The sequence below is a fragment of the Kribbella italica genome, from assembly GCF_014205135.1.
In the GTDB taxonomy this organism is placed as follows: Bacteria; Actinomycetota; Actinomycetes; order Propionibacteriales; family Kribbellaceae; genus Kribbella; species Kribbella italica.
Map to the genome: position 1 here is coordinate 8,063,815 of NZ_JACHMY010000001.1, position 16,448 is coordinate 8,080,262.

Annotated in this window: 18 protein-coding genes; 9 read left to right on the plus strand and 9 right to left on the minus strand. The window is 69.8% G+C overall.

Annotated elements, in window-relative coordinates:
- Positions 1–19: 19 nt before the first annotated feature.
- The gene (locus HDA39_RS37845; RefSeq protein ID WP_184803573.1) at positions 20–1,123 is read left to right on the plus strand and encodes a serine/threonine-protein kinase; all 1,104 of its coding nucleotides are present in this window, start codon (positions 20–22) and stop codon (positions 1,121–1,123) included.
- A gap of 59 nt (positions 1,124–1,182) precedes the next feature.
- A complete protein-coding gene (locus tag HDA39_RS37850) occupies positions 1,183–1,800 on the plus strand; it encodes a hypothetical protein (protein WP_184803575.1) in 618 nt (205 codons plus the stop codon).
- Between the two features lies 1 nt (position 1,801).
- On the opposite strand, the gene HDA39_RS37855 is transcribed toward HDA39_RS37850, so the two are convergent.
- Positions 1,802–2,830, minus strand: a complete 1,029-nt coding sequence (locus tag HDA39_RS37855; RefSeq protein ID WP_184803577.1) for a S66 family peptidase — start codon at positions 2,828–2,830, stop codon at positions 1,802–1,804.
- Between the two features lie 257 nt (positions 2,831–3,087).
- Here HDA39_RS37855 and HDA39_RS37860 point away from each other — a divergent pair, with 257 nt between their 5' ends.
- Positions 3,088–3,846: a class I SAM-dependent methyltransferase gene (locus HDA39_RS37860; protein WP_184803579.1), complete on the plus strand. Its 759-nt coding sequence runs from the start codon at positions 3,088–3,090 to the stop codon at positions 3,844–3,846.
- A gap of 137 nt (positions 3,847–3,983) precedes the next feature.
- Here the strand turns inward: HDA39_RS37860 and HDA39_RS37865 are convergent, their stop codons facing one another.
- Genes HDA39_RS37865 through HDA39_RS37880 form a run of 4 tightly spaced genes read right to left on the minus strand, consistent with a single transcriptional unit; the run spans position 3,984 to position 7,898 of the window.
- Positions 3,984–4,859: an aldehyde dehydrogenase family protein gene (locus HDA39_RS37865; RefSeq protein ID WP_184803581.1), complete on the minus strand. Its 876-nt coding sequence runs from the start codon at positions 4,857–4,859 to the stop codon at positions 3,984–3,986.
- A complete protein-coding gene (locus HDA39_RS37870; RefSeq protein WP_184803583.1) occupies positions 4,849–6,285 on the minus strand; it encodes an aldehyde dehydrogenase family protein in 1,437 nt (478 codons plus the stop codon). Before HDA39_RS37870 ends, HDA39_RS37865 begins: the two co-directional genes overlap by 11 nt.
- A 3-nt stretch (positions 6,286–6,288) precedes the next feature.
- A complete protein-coding gene (deoC, locus tag HDA39_RS37875) occupies positions 6,289–7,257 on the minus strand; it encodes a deoxyribose-phosphate aldolase (protein WP_184803585.1) in 969 nt (322 codons plus the stop codon).
- A 47-nt stretch (positions 7,258–7,304) separates the two neighbouring features.
- Positions 7,305–7,898 (minus strand): mycothiol transferase, encoded by a 594-nt coding sequence (locus HDA39_RS37880; RefSeq protein ID WP_184803587.1) that lies wholly within the window; start codon positions 7,896–7,898, stop codon positions 7,305–7,307.
- A gap of 87 nt (positions 7,899–7,985) precedes the next feature.
- Between HDA39_RS37880 and HDA39_RS37885 the strand changes: the two genes are divergently transcribed.
- The 3 genes from HDA39_RS37885 (at position 7,986) to HDA39_RS37895 (ending at position 10,248) form a co-directional block, all read left to right on the plus strand.
- On the plus strand, positions 7,986–8,546 hold the full coding sequence (locus HDA39_RS37885; protein ID WP_184803589.1) for a PH domain-containing protein: 561 nt from the start codon (positions 7,986–7,988) through the stop codon (positions 8,544–8,546).
- A gap of 127 nt (positions 8,547–8,673) precedes the next feature.
- Complete coding sequence (locus tag HDA39_RS37890; RefSeq protein WP_184803591.1) at positions 8,674–9,606, plus strand: neutral zinc metallopeptidase; 933 nt, start codon at positions 8,674–8,676, stop codon at positions 9,604–9,606.
- A gap of 189 nt (positions 9,607–9,795) precedes the next feature.
- On the plus strand, positions 9,796–10,248 hold the full coding sequence (locus HDA39_RS37895; protein ID WP_184803593.1) for a hypothetical protein: 453 nt from the start codon (positions 9,796–9,798) through the stop codon (positions 10,246–10,248).
- A gap of 96 nt (positions 10,249–10,344) precedes the next feature.
- Here the strand turns inward: HDA39_RS37895 and HDA39_RS37900 are convergent, their stop codons facing one another.
- Together HDA39_RS37900 and HDA39_RS37905 are read right to left on the minus strand one after the other, a co-directional pair.
- Positions 10,345–11,997, minus strand: a complete 1,653-nt coding sequence (locus HDA39_RS37900; RefSeq protein ID WP_184803595.1) for a phosphohexomutase domain-containing protein — start codon at positions 11,995–11,997, stop codon at positions 10,345–10,347.
- 21 nt (positions 11,998–12,018) lie between these two features.
- Positions 12,019–12,480 carry a gamma-glutamylcyclotransferase gene (locus HDA39_RS37905; RefSeq protein ID WP_184803597.1) on the minus strand — a complete coding sequence of 154 codons (462 nt, stop codon included), beginning with the start codon at positions 12,478–12,480 and terminating at the stop codon, positions 12,019–12,021.
- Between the two features lie 31 nt (positions 12,481–12,511).
- Here HDA39_RS37905 and HDA39_RS37910 point away from each other — a divergent pair, with 31 nt between their 5' ends.
- The 3 genes from HDA39_RS37910 to HDA39_RS37920 all read left to right on the plus strand — a co-directional run bounded on the left by HDA39_RS37910 (position 12,512) and on the right by HDA39_RS37920 (position 14,597).
- On the plus strand, positions 12,512–13,891 hold the full coding sequence (locus HDA39_RS37910) for an NAD(P)H-quinone dehydrogenase (RefSeq protein ID WP_184803599.1): 1,380 nt from the start codon (positions 12,512–12,514) through the stop codon (positions 13,889–13,891).
- Entirely contained in the window at positions 13,888–14,157 is a 270-nt protein-coding gene (locus tag HDA39_RS37915) for a muconolactone Delta-isomerase family protein (protein WP_184803601.1), read from the plus strand. The genes HDA39_RS37910 and HDA39_RS37915 overlap by 4 nt, the downstream gene beginning before the upstream one ends.
- Before the next feature lie 71 nt (positions 14,158–14,228).
- On the plus strand, positions 14,229–14,597 hold the full coding sequence (locus HDA39_RS37920; protein WP_184803603.1) for a helix-turn-helix domain-containing protein: 369 nt from the start codon (positions 14,229–14,231) through the stop codon (positions 14,595–14,597).
- Between the two features lie 80 nt (positions 14,598–14,677).
- On the opposite strand, the gene HDA39_RS37925 is transcribed toward HDA39_RS37920, so the two are convergent.
- Together HDA39_RS37925 and HDA39_RS37930 are read right to left on the minus strand one after the other, a co-directional pair.
- The gene (locus HDA39_RS37925) at positions 14,678–15,175 is read right to left on the minus strand and encodes a RodZ family helix-turn-helix domain-containing protein (RefSeq protein WP_184803605.1); all 498 of its coding nucleotides are present in this window, start codon (positions 15,173–15,175) and stop codon (positions 14,678–14,680) included.
- Complete coding sequence (locus tag HDA39_RS37930) at positions 15,159–16,397, minus strand: phosphotransferase family protein (protein WP_184803607.1); 1,239 nt, start codon at positions 16,395–16,397, stop codon at positions 15,159–15,161. The genes HDA39_RS37925 and HDA39_RS37930 overlap by 17 nt, the downstream gene beginning before the upstream one ends.
- Positions 16,398–16,448 lie beyond the last annotated feature (51 nt).

Below are 16,448 nucleotides of genomic sequence, written 5' to 3' on the forward strand. Positions count from 1 at the left end.
GTCACCGAGAATAGTCCCGATGGACGCCATCGGACGGTATCGCCTGCGGTCGAAGGTCGGCGCGGGTGCTTTCGCGACGGTCTGGCGCGGGTACGACGACGACCTGGACGTGGACGTCGCGGTGAAGGTGCTCGCCGACAACTGGGCCTCGCGGGCGGACGTGCGCGAGCGGTTCCTGTCCGAGGCGCGGCTGATGCGGCGGATCGCCAGCGACCGGGTGGTCCGGGTCTTCGATCTGGGCGCGCTGGAGGATGGGCGGCCGTACTTCGTCATGGACTACGTCGACGGCGGCACGCTGGCCGACGTACTGGCTTCTGGGCCGGTCGACCCGGCCGACGCGCTCTGGTGGGGCGCCGACCTCGCGCGGGCCGTTGCCGCGCTGCACGCCGAGGGCGTCGTGCACCGCGACATCACGCCGGCGAACCTGCTGCTGCGGCCGTCGGGCGGCAAGGAGTCCGGTGGTGGGACGCATCGGATCGTCCTGGCCGATCTCGGGTTGGCCAAGCGGGCCGCGGAGGCCTCCGGTCTGACCGAAGCTGTCGGTACGCCGTCGTACATGGCGCCTGAACAGGGGCGCGGCGATGGCGGCTTCGACGAGCGTGCGGACGTGTACGCCGTGGGCGCTGTCACTTATGCCTTGCTGACCGGGCGCGCGCCGTTCGTGGCGTCGTCGATCACCGACGTGGTCGGCCGTGACCCGGACCAGGATCCACCGAGCCTCCGCCCGTTGCTGCACGACGCCATCGGGCAGGTCGACGAACTCCTCGCGCGGGCCCTGGCTTACCGGGTGGGCGACCGCTGGGGTCAGGCTCATACGCTCGCCGAGCGGTTGGAAGCGGAGGCCTACCGGTTGGAGCAGGAGGCGCCGCTACTGGCCTCTCTGCGTACGACGACCGGCGATCAGGACGAGATCGGTACGACGGTCGGCGCGGGTGGGTCGGTAGCGGGGTTGTCCACGGGATCGGGGGGTGGGCCGGTCGCCGCTGTCTCGCCGGAGACCGTTGTCGGAACGTCCCGCCGCGGCCGGCGAAGGAAGTACTTGAGGGGCTTCTTGCTGGTTGTGCTGGTGCCGGTGGTGTTTGCGGCGGCGGCTGTGGGGGCCTGGTACTTGGCTGGGCGCTGACGGCTCACTGGCTGAGACGGTAGGCCTCAAACTGAGGGTTGACTGCTTAGAGTGATCGTATGACTACTCTGCGGAAGTTAATTGCTCCCGTGATGGTTGTCGGGCTGATCCTCGTCCCACTGCCCGCGCAGGCGGCCGGCTCGGCGGTCAGCTACGCGTGCCGGGCGGACACCAAGTTCGGACAGCACCAGCTCTCCCTGCGCCAGGGCGCCGAGGCGAAAGCTCCCGCGACCGTCCGCCCGGGGGCTCACTTCTACGTCGTGGTCGACCTCAAGCCGGGGTCGCTGCCGGGCGAGGTCAAAGGGTTCAAGCTGAAGGAGGTCCGCGACCTGTCGTTGCGGATCCCGATTCCGGCCAACGCGCAGTACGTGTCCGCCTGGCTCTCCGGCGGTTCCGGCCTCAACTCCACCCCGAGCATCCAGGCCGCGAACGGCGTCGCCACGCTGCGTGTCCCCGGGCCGATCGCCGGCGGATCGTCGTACAAGCTGCCGCAGCTCACCGTGCACCTCAAGGCCGGACGCTCCGGGGTCGTCGAGACCAGGCTCCAGGGCTCCAGCTTCGACAATCCCGGCCTCGACCTGCAGGCGACGATCAAGTGGAAGTTCGTCACCATCAAGTCCCCGGTCAAGTGCTACCCGGACCCCAACCCGGCCCTCACCCGCACCGAGATCCGCTGAGTCAGTAGGTGACGGTGATCCGGCCGGCGGCCGGGTCAAGGTCGGCCTGGCCGCCGTACGGGAGGATCAGCTGGGGATCCGTGTGCCCGATGTCGAGCCCGCTGACGAACACCGCATCCGGGTTGTACTCGGCGACCGTCGCACGGGCGGTGGCGTACTGGTCCTGCGTGTACGCCGTGGCGACCTCGTCGGCGACCGGCTGATCGAGCGACCAGCCCTTCGGGCGGGCCCAGAGGACGGCCTGGAAGCGCTGGAGCAGACCGCGTTCGCCGAAGTTGCGCAGGATGCGGTGGACCTGGGCCGCGGTTGGGAGTTCTTCGCTGGTCTCCAGGAAGAGGACGCCGGAGTACTCGTCGACGGGCAGCATCCAGCGCCCGACCGCCAACTGCCAGTCGAGGATCTCCAGGCACCCGCCCCAGAGCCGTCCGCTGACCGGTGTCAACGGGCCCGACCACTGCCAGTCCGTCGCCGGGAACAGGGCCGGCGACGACTCGAACGTGCGCGGGTCGGTCCAGTCGCTGTCGCGGTCCGTCCAGCCGGACGCCGGCGTCAGCTCGAACGGCCCCGAGGAGAAAAGGGCCGCGAGCAACGACTTCTCGGTGTCCGGGTGCAGCGCGCCGCCGCGGCCGAGCTGTGCCATCACGCTGCCGCCGTGGAAGGCCGGAATTCCCAACGAATACAGGAAGTTGAGCAGGTTCGTGTTGTCGGAGTACCCGAAGAACGGCTTCGGGTCGGCGCGGAAGACCTCCGGGTCGAGGTGCTTCAGCACGGTGATCTGGTCGTCGCCGCCGATGCTCGCGAACACCGCCCGGATCGACGGGTCCGCCCACGCCGCGTGCAGATCGGCGGCGCGCTCGGCGGGTGTCGTCGCGAGCCGACGGGTGGTCGGGTACTCGACCGGCTCGATGCCGAGGGCCCGGAGCCGCTGCAGCCCGAGCTCGTACGGCGCCGGAAACAGTTCGGGCAGTCCACCGGACGGCGAGACCACGGCAACCTTGTCACCCGGCTTCGGCTTGGCAGCGAAGATCATGGCCCGACCCTAGTGCCGCGCACCCGCTGCCGCACCGAGGTTTCGGTCCAGTACGGCGAGCGCTCCGAAGCGGTCTGGTGCGGCGAGCGCTCCGAAGCGGTCTGGTGCGGCGAGCGCTCCGAAGCGGTCTGGTGCGGCGAGCGCTCCGAAGCGATCTGGTGCGGCGAGCGCTCCGAAGCGATCTGGTGCGGCGAGTGCTCCGAAGCGACCACCGCGGACCCCTTGGCGCGTCGTACCGGCGCGGCATAGGTTGCAGCATGGTGGACGCAGGCACGGGCGGCGGGTACGACCCGGCGAACTTCGAGAAACTGTTCGCGCTGGAGGCGAACAGCTTCTGGTACCGGGCGCGCAGCGACCTGATCAACTGGGCGCTCGACAAGTACTTCCCCGGCGCGGGCTCGTTCCTCGAGCTCGGCTGCGGCAACGGCTACGTGCTCGACCGCGTCCGGCAGCTCCACCCGGACTGGCGGCTGGCCGGCACCGAGCTGTTCGAGGAAGGCCTGGTCAACGCGCGGGTCAGGATGCCGGACGTCGAGCTGAGCCAGATGGACGCGACGCGGAACCCGTACGACGCGGAGTTCGACGTCGCCGGTGCGTTCGACGTGATCGAGCACATCGAGGACGCACCGCTGGTGCTCAAGGGCATGTTCCAGACGGTGAGGCCCGGCGGCGGGATTCTCGTCACCGTGCCGCAGCACCAGTGGCTCTGGAGCGCCGCCGACGTCGCGGCCCACCACGTCAAGCGCTACAGCCGCCGCATGCTGATCGACGAACTCCAAACTGCCGGCTTCGAGCCGGTCAAGGTGACGTCGTTCGTCTCGCTGCTGCTGCCCGCCATGATGGCCGCCCGTCTGCGCAGCAAGGAAAACGCCGACGTCGAAGGCGAACTCGGCATGGCCGCCCCGCTGAACCGCGCGTGCTACACGGCGATGCGGCTGGAGAGCGTGCTCATCCGGGCCGGTCTGCCGCTGCCCGCCGGCGGTTCGTTGCTGGCGGTTGCCCGTCGGCCCCGCTGACGCCGCCGCCCGCCTTGCTGGCGGTTGCACGTGGCCCCCGCTGACGCCGCCGCCCGCCTTCTGCCCTTCCTTGCTTATGGTACAAGCGAGCGGCAGGATTTGGCCGGGGTTATCCACAACCCCGGCCAAGGCTGACCTCACACCCCGATGGGGTGCCAGACCGTCTTCAGTTCCAGGTACTGCGTCAACCGCGACAGCCCCGGCGACTCCAGCCAGTCCTCGTCGGCCGGGCGGCGGACGCGCTTGAGGTTCTCCGCGGCGGCGGCCTCCAGGTCGCGGGCCTCGTCCGCCGACTCGATGCCGCACAGGTCGATGGCGTTGACGTCCATGTGGGACGCCAGCCACGGGCCGATCTCGGTGGCTGAGCCGGTGAGGATGTTGGCGACCCCACCGGGAACGTCCGAGGTGGCCATCACCTCGCCGAGCGTGATCGCGGGGATCGGGCGCTCGAACGACGTCACGACGACCGCGGTGTTGCCGGAGACGATCGCCGGCGCGAGGACGCTGGTGAGGCCGAGCAGGCTGGAGTCCTGGGGAGCCAGCAGCGCGACGACACCTGTTGCCTCGGGCACCGAGAAGTCGAAGTACGGGCCGGCCACCGGGTTGCTCGAGCCGACGACCTGGGCCAGTTTGTCGGCCCAGCCGGCGTACCAGACCCAGCGGTCGATGGCGGCGTCCACCAGCGGACGCGCCTTCGCGAGCGACAGGCCTTCGGCCGCGGCGACCTCGGCGCTGAACTGGTCGTGCCGGCCCTCCATCACCTCGGCGATCCGGTAGAGCACCTGACCGCGGTTGTACGCCGTCCGGGCCGACCAGCCGCCGAACGCCTTGCGGGCCGCGACGACCGCGTCCCGGGCGTCCTTGCGGGAGGCCTGCGACGCGTTCGCGAGGAACTTGCCCTTGGCATCGTTCACGACGTACGACCGGCCCGACTCGCTGCGCGGGAAGGCGCCGCCGACGTACAGCTTGTAGGTCTTGCGCACGTCCAGCCGCGCATCCGACTTAGTGGGCAAGGTAGGCCTCCAGACCGTGGCGGCCGCCCTCGCGGCCGTAGCCCGACTCCTTGTACCCGCCGAACGGCGAGGACGGGTCGAAGCGGTTGAACGTGTTCGCCCAGACCACGCCGGCGCGTAGCTGGTCGGCCATCCACAGGATCCGCGATCCCTTGTCGGTCCAGACGCCCGCGGACAGCCCGAACGGCGTGTTGTTGGCCTTCTCGACGGCCTCGGCCGGGGTGCGGAAGGTGAGCACCGACAGGACCGGCCCGAAGATCTCCTCGCGGGCGATCCGGTGCGCCTGCGAGACGCCGGTGAAGACCGTCGGCGGGAACCAGAACCCCTGCGTGGGCAGCTCGCACTCGGGCGACCAGCGCTCGGCGCCTTCGTCCTCGCCGACCTGCGACAGCTCGCGGATCCGGGCCAGCTGCTCGGCGGAGTTGATCGCGCCGATGTCGGTGTTCTTGTCCAGCGGGTCGCCGACCCGCAGCGTGCCCATCCGACGCTTCAGCCGGGCCAGGACCTCGTCGTACACGCTCTCCTGGACCAGCAGCCGCGAACCGGCGCAGCAGACGTGGCCCTGGTTGAAGAAGATGCCGTTGACGATGCCCTCGACGGTCTGGTCGATCGGCGCGTCCTCGAAGACGATGTTCGCGGCCTTGCCGCCGAGCTCGAGCGTCACCTTCTTGTCCGTGCCCGCGACCGAGCGGGCGATGGAGCGGCCGACCGCGGTCGACCCGGTGAACGCGACCTTGTCGACGCCGTCGTGCTCGACCAGCGCCTGCCCGGTCCGTCCGGCGCCGGTGACGATGTTCACGACACCCGGCGGCAGATCGGCCTGCTGGCAGATCTCGGCGAACGCCAGCGCCGTCAGCGGCGTCGTCTCGGCCGGCTTCAGTACGACGGTGTTGCCCGCCGCGAGCGCCGGCGCGATCTTCCACGCCAGCATCATCAGCGGGAAGTTCCACGGGATCACCTGCGCGGCGACACCCAGCGGCTGCGGGTCCTCGCCGGCACCGGCGTACTCGAGCTTGTCGGCCCAGCCGGCGTAGTAGAAGAAGTGCGCGGCCACCAGCGGCAGGTCGACGTCGCGGGACTCGCGGATCGGCTTGCCGTTGTCCAGCGACTCCAGCACGGCCAGCTCGCGCGACCGCTCCTGGATCAGCCGGGCGATCCGGTACAGGTACTTGGCGCGGTCGCGGCCGGCCATCGGGCCCCAGACCTTGTCGTACGCGCGCCGCGCGGCACGGACGGCCTTGTCCACGTCAGCCGGTCCGGCCTCGCTGACCTCGGCCAGCACCTCCTCGGACGCGGGGCTGACGGTCTTGAACGGCTTGCCGTCGGTCGCCTCGGTGAAGCTCCCGTTGATGAACAACCCGTACGACGACTTGATGTCGACGATGGCGCGCGACTCCGGCGCGGGGGCGTACTCGAATCTGCTCATGCCTCAGTCCAGCGTGAAGTAGTCGGGGCCGGGGTAGTGCCCGGTGGCCAGCTTGGTGCGTTGCATCAGCAGGTCGTTCAGCAGACTGGACGCCCCGAAGCGGAACAGCTCGGGGTCCAGCCAGTCCGGTCCGGCCGTCTCGTTGACGGTGACCAGGTACTTGATCGCGTCCTTCGCCGTACGGATGCCGCCGGCGGGCTTGACGCCGATGTGCAGGCCGGTCGCCTCGTGGTAGTCGCGGACCGCCTCGAGCATCACCAGAGTGACCGGGAGGGTCGCGGCAGGGGAGACCTTGCCGGTGGACGTCTTGATGAAGTCGGCGCCGGCCAGCATCGCCAGCCAGGACGCGCGGCGTACGTTGTCGTAGGTGACCAGCTCGCCGGTCTCCAGGATCACCTTCAGGTGCGCGTCACCGGCGGCGTCGCGGATCGCGGCGATCTCGTCGAAGACCAGGCCGTACCGGCCGGACAGGAACGCGCCACGGTCGATCACCATGTCGACCTCGTCGGCGCCGGAGGCGACCGCGTCCTTGGTGTCCTGGATCTTGATCGCCAGGCTGGACCGGCCGCTCGGGAACGCCGTCGCGACGCTCGCCACGTTGATCCCGGAGCCGCGCAGCTCGTACTTCGCGGTCGCCACCAGGTCCGGGTAGACACACACGGCGGCGACCTGCGGCGCGGTCGGATCGGCCGGGTCCGGCCGCTTCGCCTTCGCGCACAGGGCCCGGACCTTGCCCGGGGTGTCCTGGCCCTCCAGCGTGGTCAGGTCGATCATCTGGATCGCCAGGTCCAGCGCGTACGCCTTCGCGGTGGTCTTGATCGACCGGGTGCTCAGCGTCGCCGCCCGCGCCTCGGCGCCGACCTGGTCGACACCCGGCAGACCGAGCAGGAACCTGCGCAACCGGTCCTCGGACGAGGTCACGTCGGCGAGGCTGTCCACCCCTGCGCCGGGGGAGCTGTCGGTAGTCGTCACCTTTCGCAGTCTAGGGTGTGTCGCACGAACCTGTTGGGTCGCAGGTACTACTCGACGGCGTAAGTCCCCGAGACCGGACGCCAGCCTGCCGGCGGGTCTTCCCCGACCCGGCCGTCGACCGCTTCACGCAGCAGGTCGGCGTGGCCGGTGTGGCGGCCGTACTCCTCCAACCGGTCGAACAGCAGCCGTCGCAGGCTGGCGTGGTTGCCCTCCGGCCAGGCGACGTCGGCGTCCTGGTCCAGACCACCGTTCGCCAGCGCCTCCGCGACCACCTGACGCGACCGCGCCACGGCGTCGTCGAAGTACGCGTAGAGCTGCTCGGGGGAGTCGTGGGCCGCGGTGTCGAACTCCCAGGTCTCGCTCCCGTCCGCGCCGAGCTCCTCCCACGGCGAACCGAGCTTGCCGCCCAGGAACTTCACCCGGAGCAGGTAGTCCTCGTTCATCGCCAGGTGCTTCAGCAGCCCGCCGAGAGTCAGCGAGGAGGCCCCGATCCGCAGGTTCAGCCCCTCGGCGTCCAGTCCGTCGACCTTCCAGCGGAACGTGGCCTGCATCCGGTTCAGCGATCCCAGCAGGTGCTCGACCTCCGTCCCGGCCATCGGCGGCTCCCACGGGTACTCGGTCGCGTTCCGGTCATCACTCATGCACAGCACGCTAAACCGCTACCCGGACGATCCTCGTCCGCGAAGCCTCCCCTCGTCCGACTGGGCCCGAACGGCTACCTTGTCCGGGTGAAACCGAAGGTGACCGAGAACGAGCAGTACCTGTCGGCGTCGAACCGCATCACCGGCGTCGTCGTGATGGTGATCGGCCTGGCCGGTCTGGTCGACATCGTGGTGGAGTGGCGGACGGCGGGTGGCCTGCTGGTCGGTGCGCTGATCGGCATCCTGATCCTCGTCGCGTACGTCGGCCTGGTGCGCCCTTCGGTGACGCTGCGCCCCGACGGCCTGCTGATCCGCAACCACGTCCGCGACCACCACGTCCCGTGGCACCGGATCGAGGACGCCGACGTGACCGACATCCTGCGCGTGCACACCAGCGCCGGCAAGATCCGCTGCCCCGGCGTCCAGCTGGTCATGAAGGACCTGCGCAAGAGCCGGGTCGGCGGCCGCAAGCTCGGCGCCGAGAACTCGATCAGCCGCGCCGAGTTCGTCGTCGACCGGATCGACAACCACCGCGAACGCCACGCCGCCACCGCCGAGGGCGAGGTCGTCACCACCTGGGCCGTTCCCGAACTGGCCGCGATCGCGGTTCTGGCGGTCGTCGCCGTGGTGGCCCAGATCCTCCGCTGACCACCGGCGCGGTGAGGGGAACTTCACGCCCGGATGCTGCGTCGGAACCCGTGTTCGGGCCGGAGTGAACCTCTCAGTGATCCAGGATGGCTTCGGTATGTCCCCCCAGTACTCGAGAGTGGAGCGCATGAACTATCTCTCCCGCAAGAAGCTGCGCGTCCTGGCCGGCGCCGTCGCCGTCGCCAGCTGCGCGGTCCTCGCGATGCCGAACGCGCAGGCGGCGCAGTCCTCGCCGGCTGCCGTCCAGGCAGAACGGCCGGTCCCGGGTGTCATCGACACCCCGGCGAACGTGCCGAACGCCGGCCGCGACGCCGGCTGGAACGCGGCCAGCGCGCTGAAGGCCGTCAAGAACAACAAGCTCTACGGCACCGGCAACATCGCGGCGTCGAAGTGCAAGCGGCCGAACGTCGCCCTGAACACCGAGGCCCGGGTCCGGTACTTCGAGTCCGAGCTCGTCCGCTGCCTGTACGCCGCGTGGAAGCCCAACCTGTGGCGGATGGGCGCCCGCTGGGACGTCAAGCCGGCGCTGGTCGTGCACGGCTACAACACCGTGAAGAGCGCCTGCGGCCCGGTCACCGGCTGGGTCTCGTTCTACTGCTCCTACCGCGGTGGAACGATCTACATCCCGTGGCGTCAGCTGGTCACCTGGTACGCGCAGAACCCGACGTACACCGTCGCCTACGCGACCAACACCATCGCGCACGAGTACGGGCACCACGTCCAGAGCATGACCGGCATCCTGACCGCGTCGCACTGGCGGGGCAGCAACATGTCGTACGACGCGTCGCTGGCCGAGAGCCGTCGTCGTGAGCTGCAGGCGTCCTGCCTCGGCTCGGCCTACATCGGCGCCAACAAGGCGTACTACCCGATGAGCGGCGGTCTGCTCACCGAGTGGAAGTACGTCGTCTCGCACTCCGGCGACATGCCGGGCTACCCGCGTGACCACGGGTCGTGGACCAACCACAACTTCTGGTCGCTGGCCGGCTTCACCGGCAACGGGCGCAACACCCACCCGGGCAGCTGCCAGACCTGGTCGGTCCCGGCCACCCGGATCGCCTGATTCGCGGTGAGTTCGGTTCGGTGAAGGCTTAGGCCTCAGCCGTAACGAAGGCGCCCGGAGAGCGTTGGCTCTCCGGGCGCCTTCGCGTTTTGCCGACACGTGCACGATCTGCGATCGTGTGGTTACCGTGTTTCGGGTCCGCACGCCTTAGAGTCTGGGTCGAACGTCGAACGGCAGGAGTCAAGGACAGTGAACTACGACGAGTTCAACACCGAGTACACCAAGGTGCTGGACAAGATCAAGAGCGGTAAGTGCAGCTGGTCGGAGCTGTCCGGGCATGTCACCCGGCTCCGTCAGTCGACCGCGGGCATCACGGCACCGGTCGAGCGGAGCCAGATCGACAGCGATCTCGCCGCGCTCAGCCAGATGGTCGACCTGTCGCGCCGCACCAACGACAAGGAGGACGTCTGGACGGTCACGTCCGAGGCGATCCGCCGCGCGAGCAGCCAGGAAGGGACGGTCGCCGACCGCATCGCCCGGATCGAGGCGAGCATCAACGACATCACCGCACTGGCCAACCGCAACCCCGACGAGCGTGACGCGCTGATGCAGTCGACCAGCACGCTGCGCATCCTGCACTCGTCCCTGCAGAGCTCGCTGCGTTCCGAGCAGGCCGACCAGGAAGCCGCCGCGGTCCGCTAGGACCTCAACCGCAGGGAGTTTCCCGCCAGGTACTCCCTCACTTCGTACAAAAAGTTGAAGGGCCCCTCAGCTGAGGGGCCCTTCAACTTTCTATTCTTAGATTCCAGCTGCTGCTGCGAGGTCTTGCTTGATGGCGGTCAGTTCTTCGGCTGCTTTCGCGCGAGCTGCCGGTACGTCGTCGCCGTCGACCGGGACGACGACTTCCAAGTAGCACTTGAGTTTCGGCTCGGTGCCGGACGGACGGACGACGACACGGGCGCCTTCGGAGAGCGTGTAGCGCAGGCCGTCCGTGGGGGGCAGGTGTTCGCTGCCTTCGCTCAGGTCGTCGATGCGGTCGACACTGTGGCCGCCGAGCGTCGTCGGCGGGGTCGCGCGCAGGCGGTCCATCGCGGCGGCGATCAGGCTGAGGTCCTCGACCCGCGCGGACAGCTGGTCGGTCGCGTGCAGCCCGTACTTCTTCGCCAGGTCGTCCAGCAGGTCGAGCAGCGTGCGCCCCTCGGCCTTCGCCCGGGCGCCGAGCTCGAGCACGCGGACGAGCGTCGAGATCCCGTCCTTGTCCTTCACCGCCGCCGGATCGACGCAGTAGCCGAGCGCCTCCTCGTACCCGAAGACCAGCTCCGGCACCCGGCCGATCCACTTGAAGCCGGTCAGCGTGTCCGCGTAGCGCACGTCGTACGCCGCGGCGATCTTCCCCAGCAACGACGACGACACGATCGAGCAGGCCGCGACCCCGTCGGGCCGTGACGACAGCAGGAACTCGCCGAGCAGCGCCCCGAGCTCGTCACCGCGCAGCATTCGCCAGCCACCGTCGGCCGAAGGATCCGGTACGGCGACCGCGCACCGGTCCGCGTCGGGATCGTTCGCGACCGCGAGATCGGCGCCCTCGGCGCGCGCCAGCTCCAGGGCCGCGTCGATCGCGCCGGGCTCCTCGGGGTTCGGGAACGCGACGGTCGGGAAGTCCGGGTCCGGGTCGGCCTGCGTCGCGACGACCGCGGGAGCGGCGAAGCCGGCCCGGCGTACGGCGTCCTCGACGAGCAGCCGGCCGACACCGTGCAGCGGGGTGTAGGCGACCTTGAGGTCGCGCGGCGCGTCCTGGGGGACCAGCGTGGCGATCCGGTCCAGGTAGGCGTCGAGCAGGTCGTCGCCGGCGGTCTGCCAGTCCTCGCCGCGCGGGACCTCGGCCAACGCGCCGACCGCGTCGATGGCGGCGGCGATCTCGTGGTCGGCCGGCGGGACGATCTGCGAGCCGTCGCCGAGGTAGACCTTGTACCCGTTGTCCTGCGGCGGGTTGTGCGACGCCGTCACCACGACGCCCGCGACGGCCTTCAGGTGCGGGATCCCGAACGCGACCACCGGCGTCGGCGTCGGCCGATCCAGCAGCACGGCGTCGAGCCCGGCTCCGCGGATCACCGCGGCGGTGTCCCGCGCGAACACGTCGGACTTGTGGCGCGCGTCGTACCCGATCAGCACGGGACCGTCGGTGAGCCCGTTGGCCTTCAGGTACGCCGCCAGCCCCGCGGCGGCCCGGATCACCACGACCCGGTTCATCCGATTCGGCCCGGCCCCGACAGCCCCCCGCAGCCCCGCCGTCCCGAACTCGAGCTTCCCCCCGAACCGATCGGCCAGCCCGGCCTCGTCCCCGGCCTCCAACAGCCCTTGCAGCTCGGCCCGAGTGTCCCCATCGGGATCCTCAGCCAGCCACGCCTCAGCAGCACTACGAATCAGAACGGCATCGTTGACGGTCACCACCGCACGATACCGCCCGGTACGTCAGTGACCTGAAGACTGGCAAGGGCGGGCTCGGATGTCGGCCACGTAGTCGTCCGGGGCGCCTGCTGCCTCGGCTGCTTCGGCGAGGATGCCGAGGTAGCGGGCCGACGGGAGGCCGCCCTCGTAGGCGTTCAGGACGTACATCCACGCCAGCTGGGTGCCGTCCAGGGTTTGTACGCGGACCTGGATCTTGCGGTAGACGCCCTGGTCGATCCACTCCCACTCGTCCAGGCGCTCGACGTCCTTGGGGTGGACGTCGTACAGGGCGACGAAGACCTGGTTGGTCGGGTCGGCGGGGTCCTCGACGACCGTGGCCATCGAGCCCTCCCAGCCGAGCTCCTCCCCACCGAAGGTGAGGCGCCAGCCGACGATCCACCCGGTCCCGCGCAGGGGCGAGTACGGGCACCGGTCGGACATCAGATTCGGGTCCAGATTCGACGCAAACGCGGCGTACAGGGTCACGAGATCACAGGATACGGAACAATGGCCTCTCGTGGCGCGAGTTGTGATCATCGGTGGCGGTCCTGGCGGGTACGAAGCGGCGAGTGCGGCCGCCCAGCTGGGAGCGGAGGTGACGGTTGTCGATTCCGACGGGATCGGCGGTTCGGCCGTGCTCACCGACTGCGTCCCCAGCAAGACTCTGATCGCCACCGCGGAGGTGATGACCGAGGTGGTGGAGGCCGGCGAGCTGGGCCTGCGGGTGGACGACGGCGACGACGACCCGGCGAACTCGGTCAGCGTCGAGTTCACCGTCGTCAACAGCCGCGTCAAGGCGCTGGCCGCCGCCCAGTCCGACGGGATCGCCCGCCGCCTGGCCGACGAGAAGATCCGCCTGATCCACGGCCGCGGCAGCCTCGACGGGCCGGAGACGGTCGTGGTCGGCGACGAGCGCCTGGAGGCGGACGTCGTCCTGATCGCCACCGGAGCACGGCCGCGGATCCTGCCCGGCTCGGAGCCGGACGGCGAGCGGATCCTGACCTGGGAGCAGGTCTACGAGCTGCAGGAGCTGCCCGAGAAGCTGATCGTGGTCGGGTCCGGCGTGACCGGCGCCGAGTTCGCCAGCGCGTACGACGCGCTCGGCAGCGAGGTCGTCCTGGTGTCGTCGCGCGACCGGGTCCTGCCGGGCGAGGACGCCGACGCGGCCGCCGTACTGGAAGACGTTTTCCGCCGCCGTGGGCTGACCGTACTCGGACGCTCCCGCGCGGAGTCGGTGAAGCGGCAGGGCGACGGGGTCGTGGTGACGCTCACCGACGGCCGGACGGTGCACGGTTCGCACGCGCTGCTGGCGGTCGGTTCGCTGCCGAACACGGAAAACATGGGACTTGTCGAGTCGGGCGTGTCGCTCGACGACGGCGGCTTCGTCAGCGTCGACCGGGTCTCGCGGACGTCGAGCCGCGGGGTGTACGCCGCGGGCGACTGCACCGGCGTCCTGATGCTCGCGTCGGTGGCCGCGATGCAGGGCCGGATCGCGATGTCGCACGCGCTCGGCGACGCGGTCGCGCCGCTGGACCAGTCGACGGTCTCGTCGAACGTCTTCACCGCGCCGGAGATCGCGACGGTCGGGCTGACCCAGGCGACGCTGGACGCCGGCGGCAGTACGGCGATGGTCGCGAAGGTCCCGCTGGCCGACAACGCGCGGGCCAAGATGCAGGGCGTCCGCGACGGTTTCGTGAAGCTGTTCTGCCTGCCCAACACCGGCATCGTGGTCGGCGGCGTGGTCGTCGCCCCGCGCGCGTCCGAGCTGATCCACCCGATCTCGCTCGCGGTCGCCGGGCGCCTGACGGTCGACCAGGTGGCGCAGGCCTTCACCGTCTACCCGTCGGTGACCGGCTCGATCGCCGAAGCGGCGCGACGGTTGCATCTGCGGTCATGAAGTTCCTCGTGCTCTGGCAGATGGAGCTGAGCCTGCTGTCGCCGGAGATGGCGCGGGCGGTCGGCGCCATGCCGGAGTACGGCGAACGTTTGCAGCGCGAGGGCAAGGTGCTCGCGCGCTACCACGTGGTCGGATCGCACGGCGGGGCGTGGATCTACGACGTCGATTCGCACGAGGAGTTCGAGCGGCTGCTCGGCCGGGCGCCGGTGTTCAACTTCGCCCGGTACACCGTGCACGCGCTCGCGGAGATGGAAGCGCCCTCGTAGTGCTTCGTGGCCGGTCGGTGATTGACGGACCTCCTGACCCGGAGGATCGTGGAACCGACGGGAGGTCCCGCATGTTCGACGAGGTGGGTGGCCCGACCCTGAACCGGCACCTGATCGTCACGCACCGGCTCCGGGCCCGGCGGATGCAGCTGGGGCTGACCCAGAAACAGGTCGTCACCCGGCTGGCCCGGCGCGGGATCCGGACCACGAACAAGACCCTCAGCTCCTTCGAGCACGGCGCCGGCGTCGACGTCGTCCGCCTGCCCGAGCTCGCGGCGGCCCTCGAATGCACGGTCACCTACTTGCTCGGCCTGACCGAGCACCCGGCCCACTGGGAACCCGACCACCACCCAGCAGTACGCCGTACGCCGGACAGCAGCGGCGCCCCCAGCTGGATCCTCGGCCCCGACATCCCGAACCGCCCCCACCGGCACCTGTAGACGGTCCAGCCCATTCACCAGTTGGGAGATGGGCTGTGCCCGGGCCGGAGAGGGGGCCGGTCCGGGCACAGGTTGTGCTGTCAGCTGGGGGAGTTGGCCGAGTTGGCGTTGTTCGGGGAGTTGGCCGAGTCGGCGGTGCCGGGGTTGCCGGACGCCTTGGGCGTGTTCGGGGAGTTCGCCGAGTCGGCGGTGCCCGGCGTGTTGGCGGAGTTGACGGTGCCGGGAGTGTTGGCGGAGTTGGTGTCGTTGGGGGTGTTCACCGAGTTGGTGTCGCCCGGGGTGTTGGCGGACGTGGCGCCGGCCGGGGTGTTGGCCGAGGCGGTGTCGCCGGGAGTGTTCGCCGAGGTGGGCTCGCCCGGGGTGTTGGTGCTGGCGGTCTCACCAGGGGTGTCGGCGGACTGCACCGAGCCAGCGGCCGGCTGGGCCGCGCCGCCCTGGTTCAGGGTGGTCGTCTGAGCCGGCTGGGTCGTGGCCGGGTCGTTCAGATCGGTGGGAGCGGCGTACGCCGCGGTACCGATTCCGATGCCGGAGATCGCGGCGACGGTTCCGACTACGGCCCACTTACGCGTTGCTCTCATGGTGGTTCCTTTCTTCGAGGGGGAGCACGGAGCTCCGGTGAACCCGGTGAGCGGCGTCGTACCAGCGTTCGGCCAGTGCGACCCGCTCCCGGGTGGCTTGCTGCCAGCCGGCGTCCTGCACACGGTGCGGCCCGGTGGCGAGTGAGAGGACGACCGAGGCGATCCGCAGCCGCAGCTGATCGGGATCGACCTGCCGGTCGAAGGTGGACAGGCAGTGCTCGGCCAGCCCGTCGATGGCGTCGGCGTTCGCGGGCAGGACCTGCGCGAGCACACTCAGATGCCCGACCAGGCAGGCCAGATCATCGAGCCGATCACCCGGCCCGGCCGTGTCGACGTCGAGCAGTCCGACGATCGCGCCGGACTGGTCGACGTGCACCTGCGCCTCGTAGAAGTCGCCGTGCACAGGAACCGTCGGTCCAATGATGCCCTCAGCAACAATCGCCGACGACAGGCCGGCCGACCAACTGGCCAGCTCCGGTACGACCTGCGCGATCGAGTGTGCGTAGTACGACGTGCGCTCGAGCCAGGAAGTCCGCCGAGGAGCCTCGAGCAACTCGGACGGCAACCGATCGAGCATCCGGGTCAACTCGGCCGGATCGGTGCCGACATGTCCGGACCGCAACGCCGACCGCAGCGTCCGCCCACCCAGCGCCTCCAGGACGACGAGCCCGTCGTCGGTCCACCCAAGACTCCGAGGAGCCGGTACGCCGGCGCCCGTCAGCAGTCGATGCCGGTCGTGCAGCGCTTGCCCGTCGCCGCTCGGCACAACCTTCAGAAACAGCCGCCCGAGCGGCCCAATCGCTTCGACCACAGCCCGCCGTAACGGCCGATAAGCCCGCAACCGAACAGACACCGGCCCGCTACCAAGCCCACACCGGCTGAAGAGCGACGAGACGGCGACAGGATCCATCGCACCCCGCAGCCCAGGAAGCCGAGGATCGTTGGCAGCGCTCCAGACACCGATCTGTGTCTCAGCGTCTCCGACCACCGTGACGCCGGCCGGTATCTGCCCGCCGGCAGTTGCCCCGAACACCTCATCGGTGACAACCCCTGCTGACGAGACAGTCGCCCGGTAGGCGACGGTAGCGGTCTCGGCGTGGTGAGCAACCTCCGTCGAACGCCAATCGATCAGCTCTCCACCGGCGGCCTCGACCGCGGCACCGAGGATCTCGCCGGCCGCCGGGCCGGTGAGCAACTCCAGGGCCTCGCTGTGTTCTGCCATACCCAGAACAGTGCCGGGCCACCATGAGCGACCCGTGAGCCGAATCTGAGA

Bases quoted from the DNA above. Each gene is read 5' to 3' on its own strand.
- HDA39_RS37845 (WP_184803573.1), top strand. From the start codon at position 20: ATGGACGCCATCGGACGGTATCGCCTGCGGTCGAAGGTCGGCGCGGGT.
- HDA39_RS37850 (WP_184803575.1), top strand. From the start codon at position 1,183: ATGACTACTCTGCGGAAGTTAATTGCTCCCGTGATGGTTGTCGGGCTG.
- HDA39_RS37855 (WP_184803577.1), bottom strand. From the start codon at position 2,830: ATGATCTTCGCTGCCAAGCCGAAGCCGGGTGACAAGGTTGCCGTGGTC.
- HDA39_RS37860 (WP_184803579.1), top strand. From the start codon at position 3,088: ATGGTGGACGCAGGCACGGGCGGCGGGTACGACCCGGCGAACTTCGAG.
- HDA39_RS37870 (WP_184803583.1), bottom strand. From the start codon at position 6,285: ATGAGCAGATTCGAGTACGCCCCCGCGCCGGAGTCGCGCGCCATCGTC.
- HDA39_RS37880 (WP_184803587.1), bottom strand. From the start codon at position 7,898: ATGAGTGATGACCGGAACGCGACCGAGTACCCGTGGGAGCCGCCGATG.
- HDA39_RS37890 (WP_184803591.1), top strand. From the start codon at position 8,674: ATGAACTATCTCTCCCGCAAGAAGCTGCGCGTCCTGGCCGGCGCCGTC.
- HDA39_RS37915 (WP_184803601.1), top strand. From the start codon at position 13,888: ATGAAGTTCCTCGTGCTCTGGCAGATGGAGCTGAGCCTGCTGTCGCCG.
- HDA39_RS37920 (WP_184803603.1), top strand. From the start codon at position 14,229: ATGTTCGACGAGGTGGGTGGCCCGACCCTGAACCGGCACCTGATCGTC.
- HDA39_RS37925 (WP_184803605.1), bottom strand. From the start codon at position 15,175: ATGAGAGCAACGCGTAAGTGGGCCGTAGTCGGAACCGTCGCCGCGATC.
- HDA39_RS37930 (WP_184803607.1), bottom strand. From the start codon at position 16,397: ATGGCAGAACACAGCGAGGCCCTGGAGTTGCTCACCGGCCCGGCGGCC.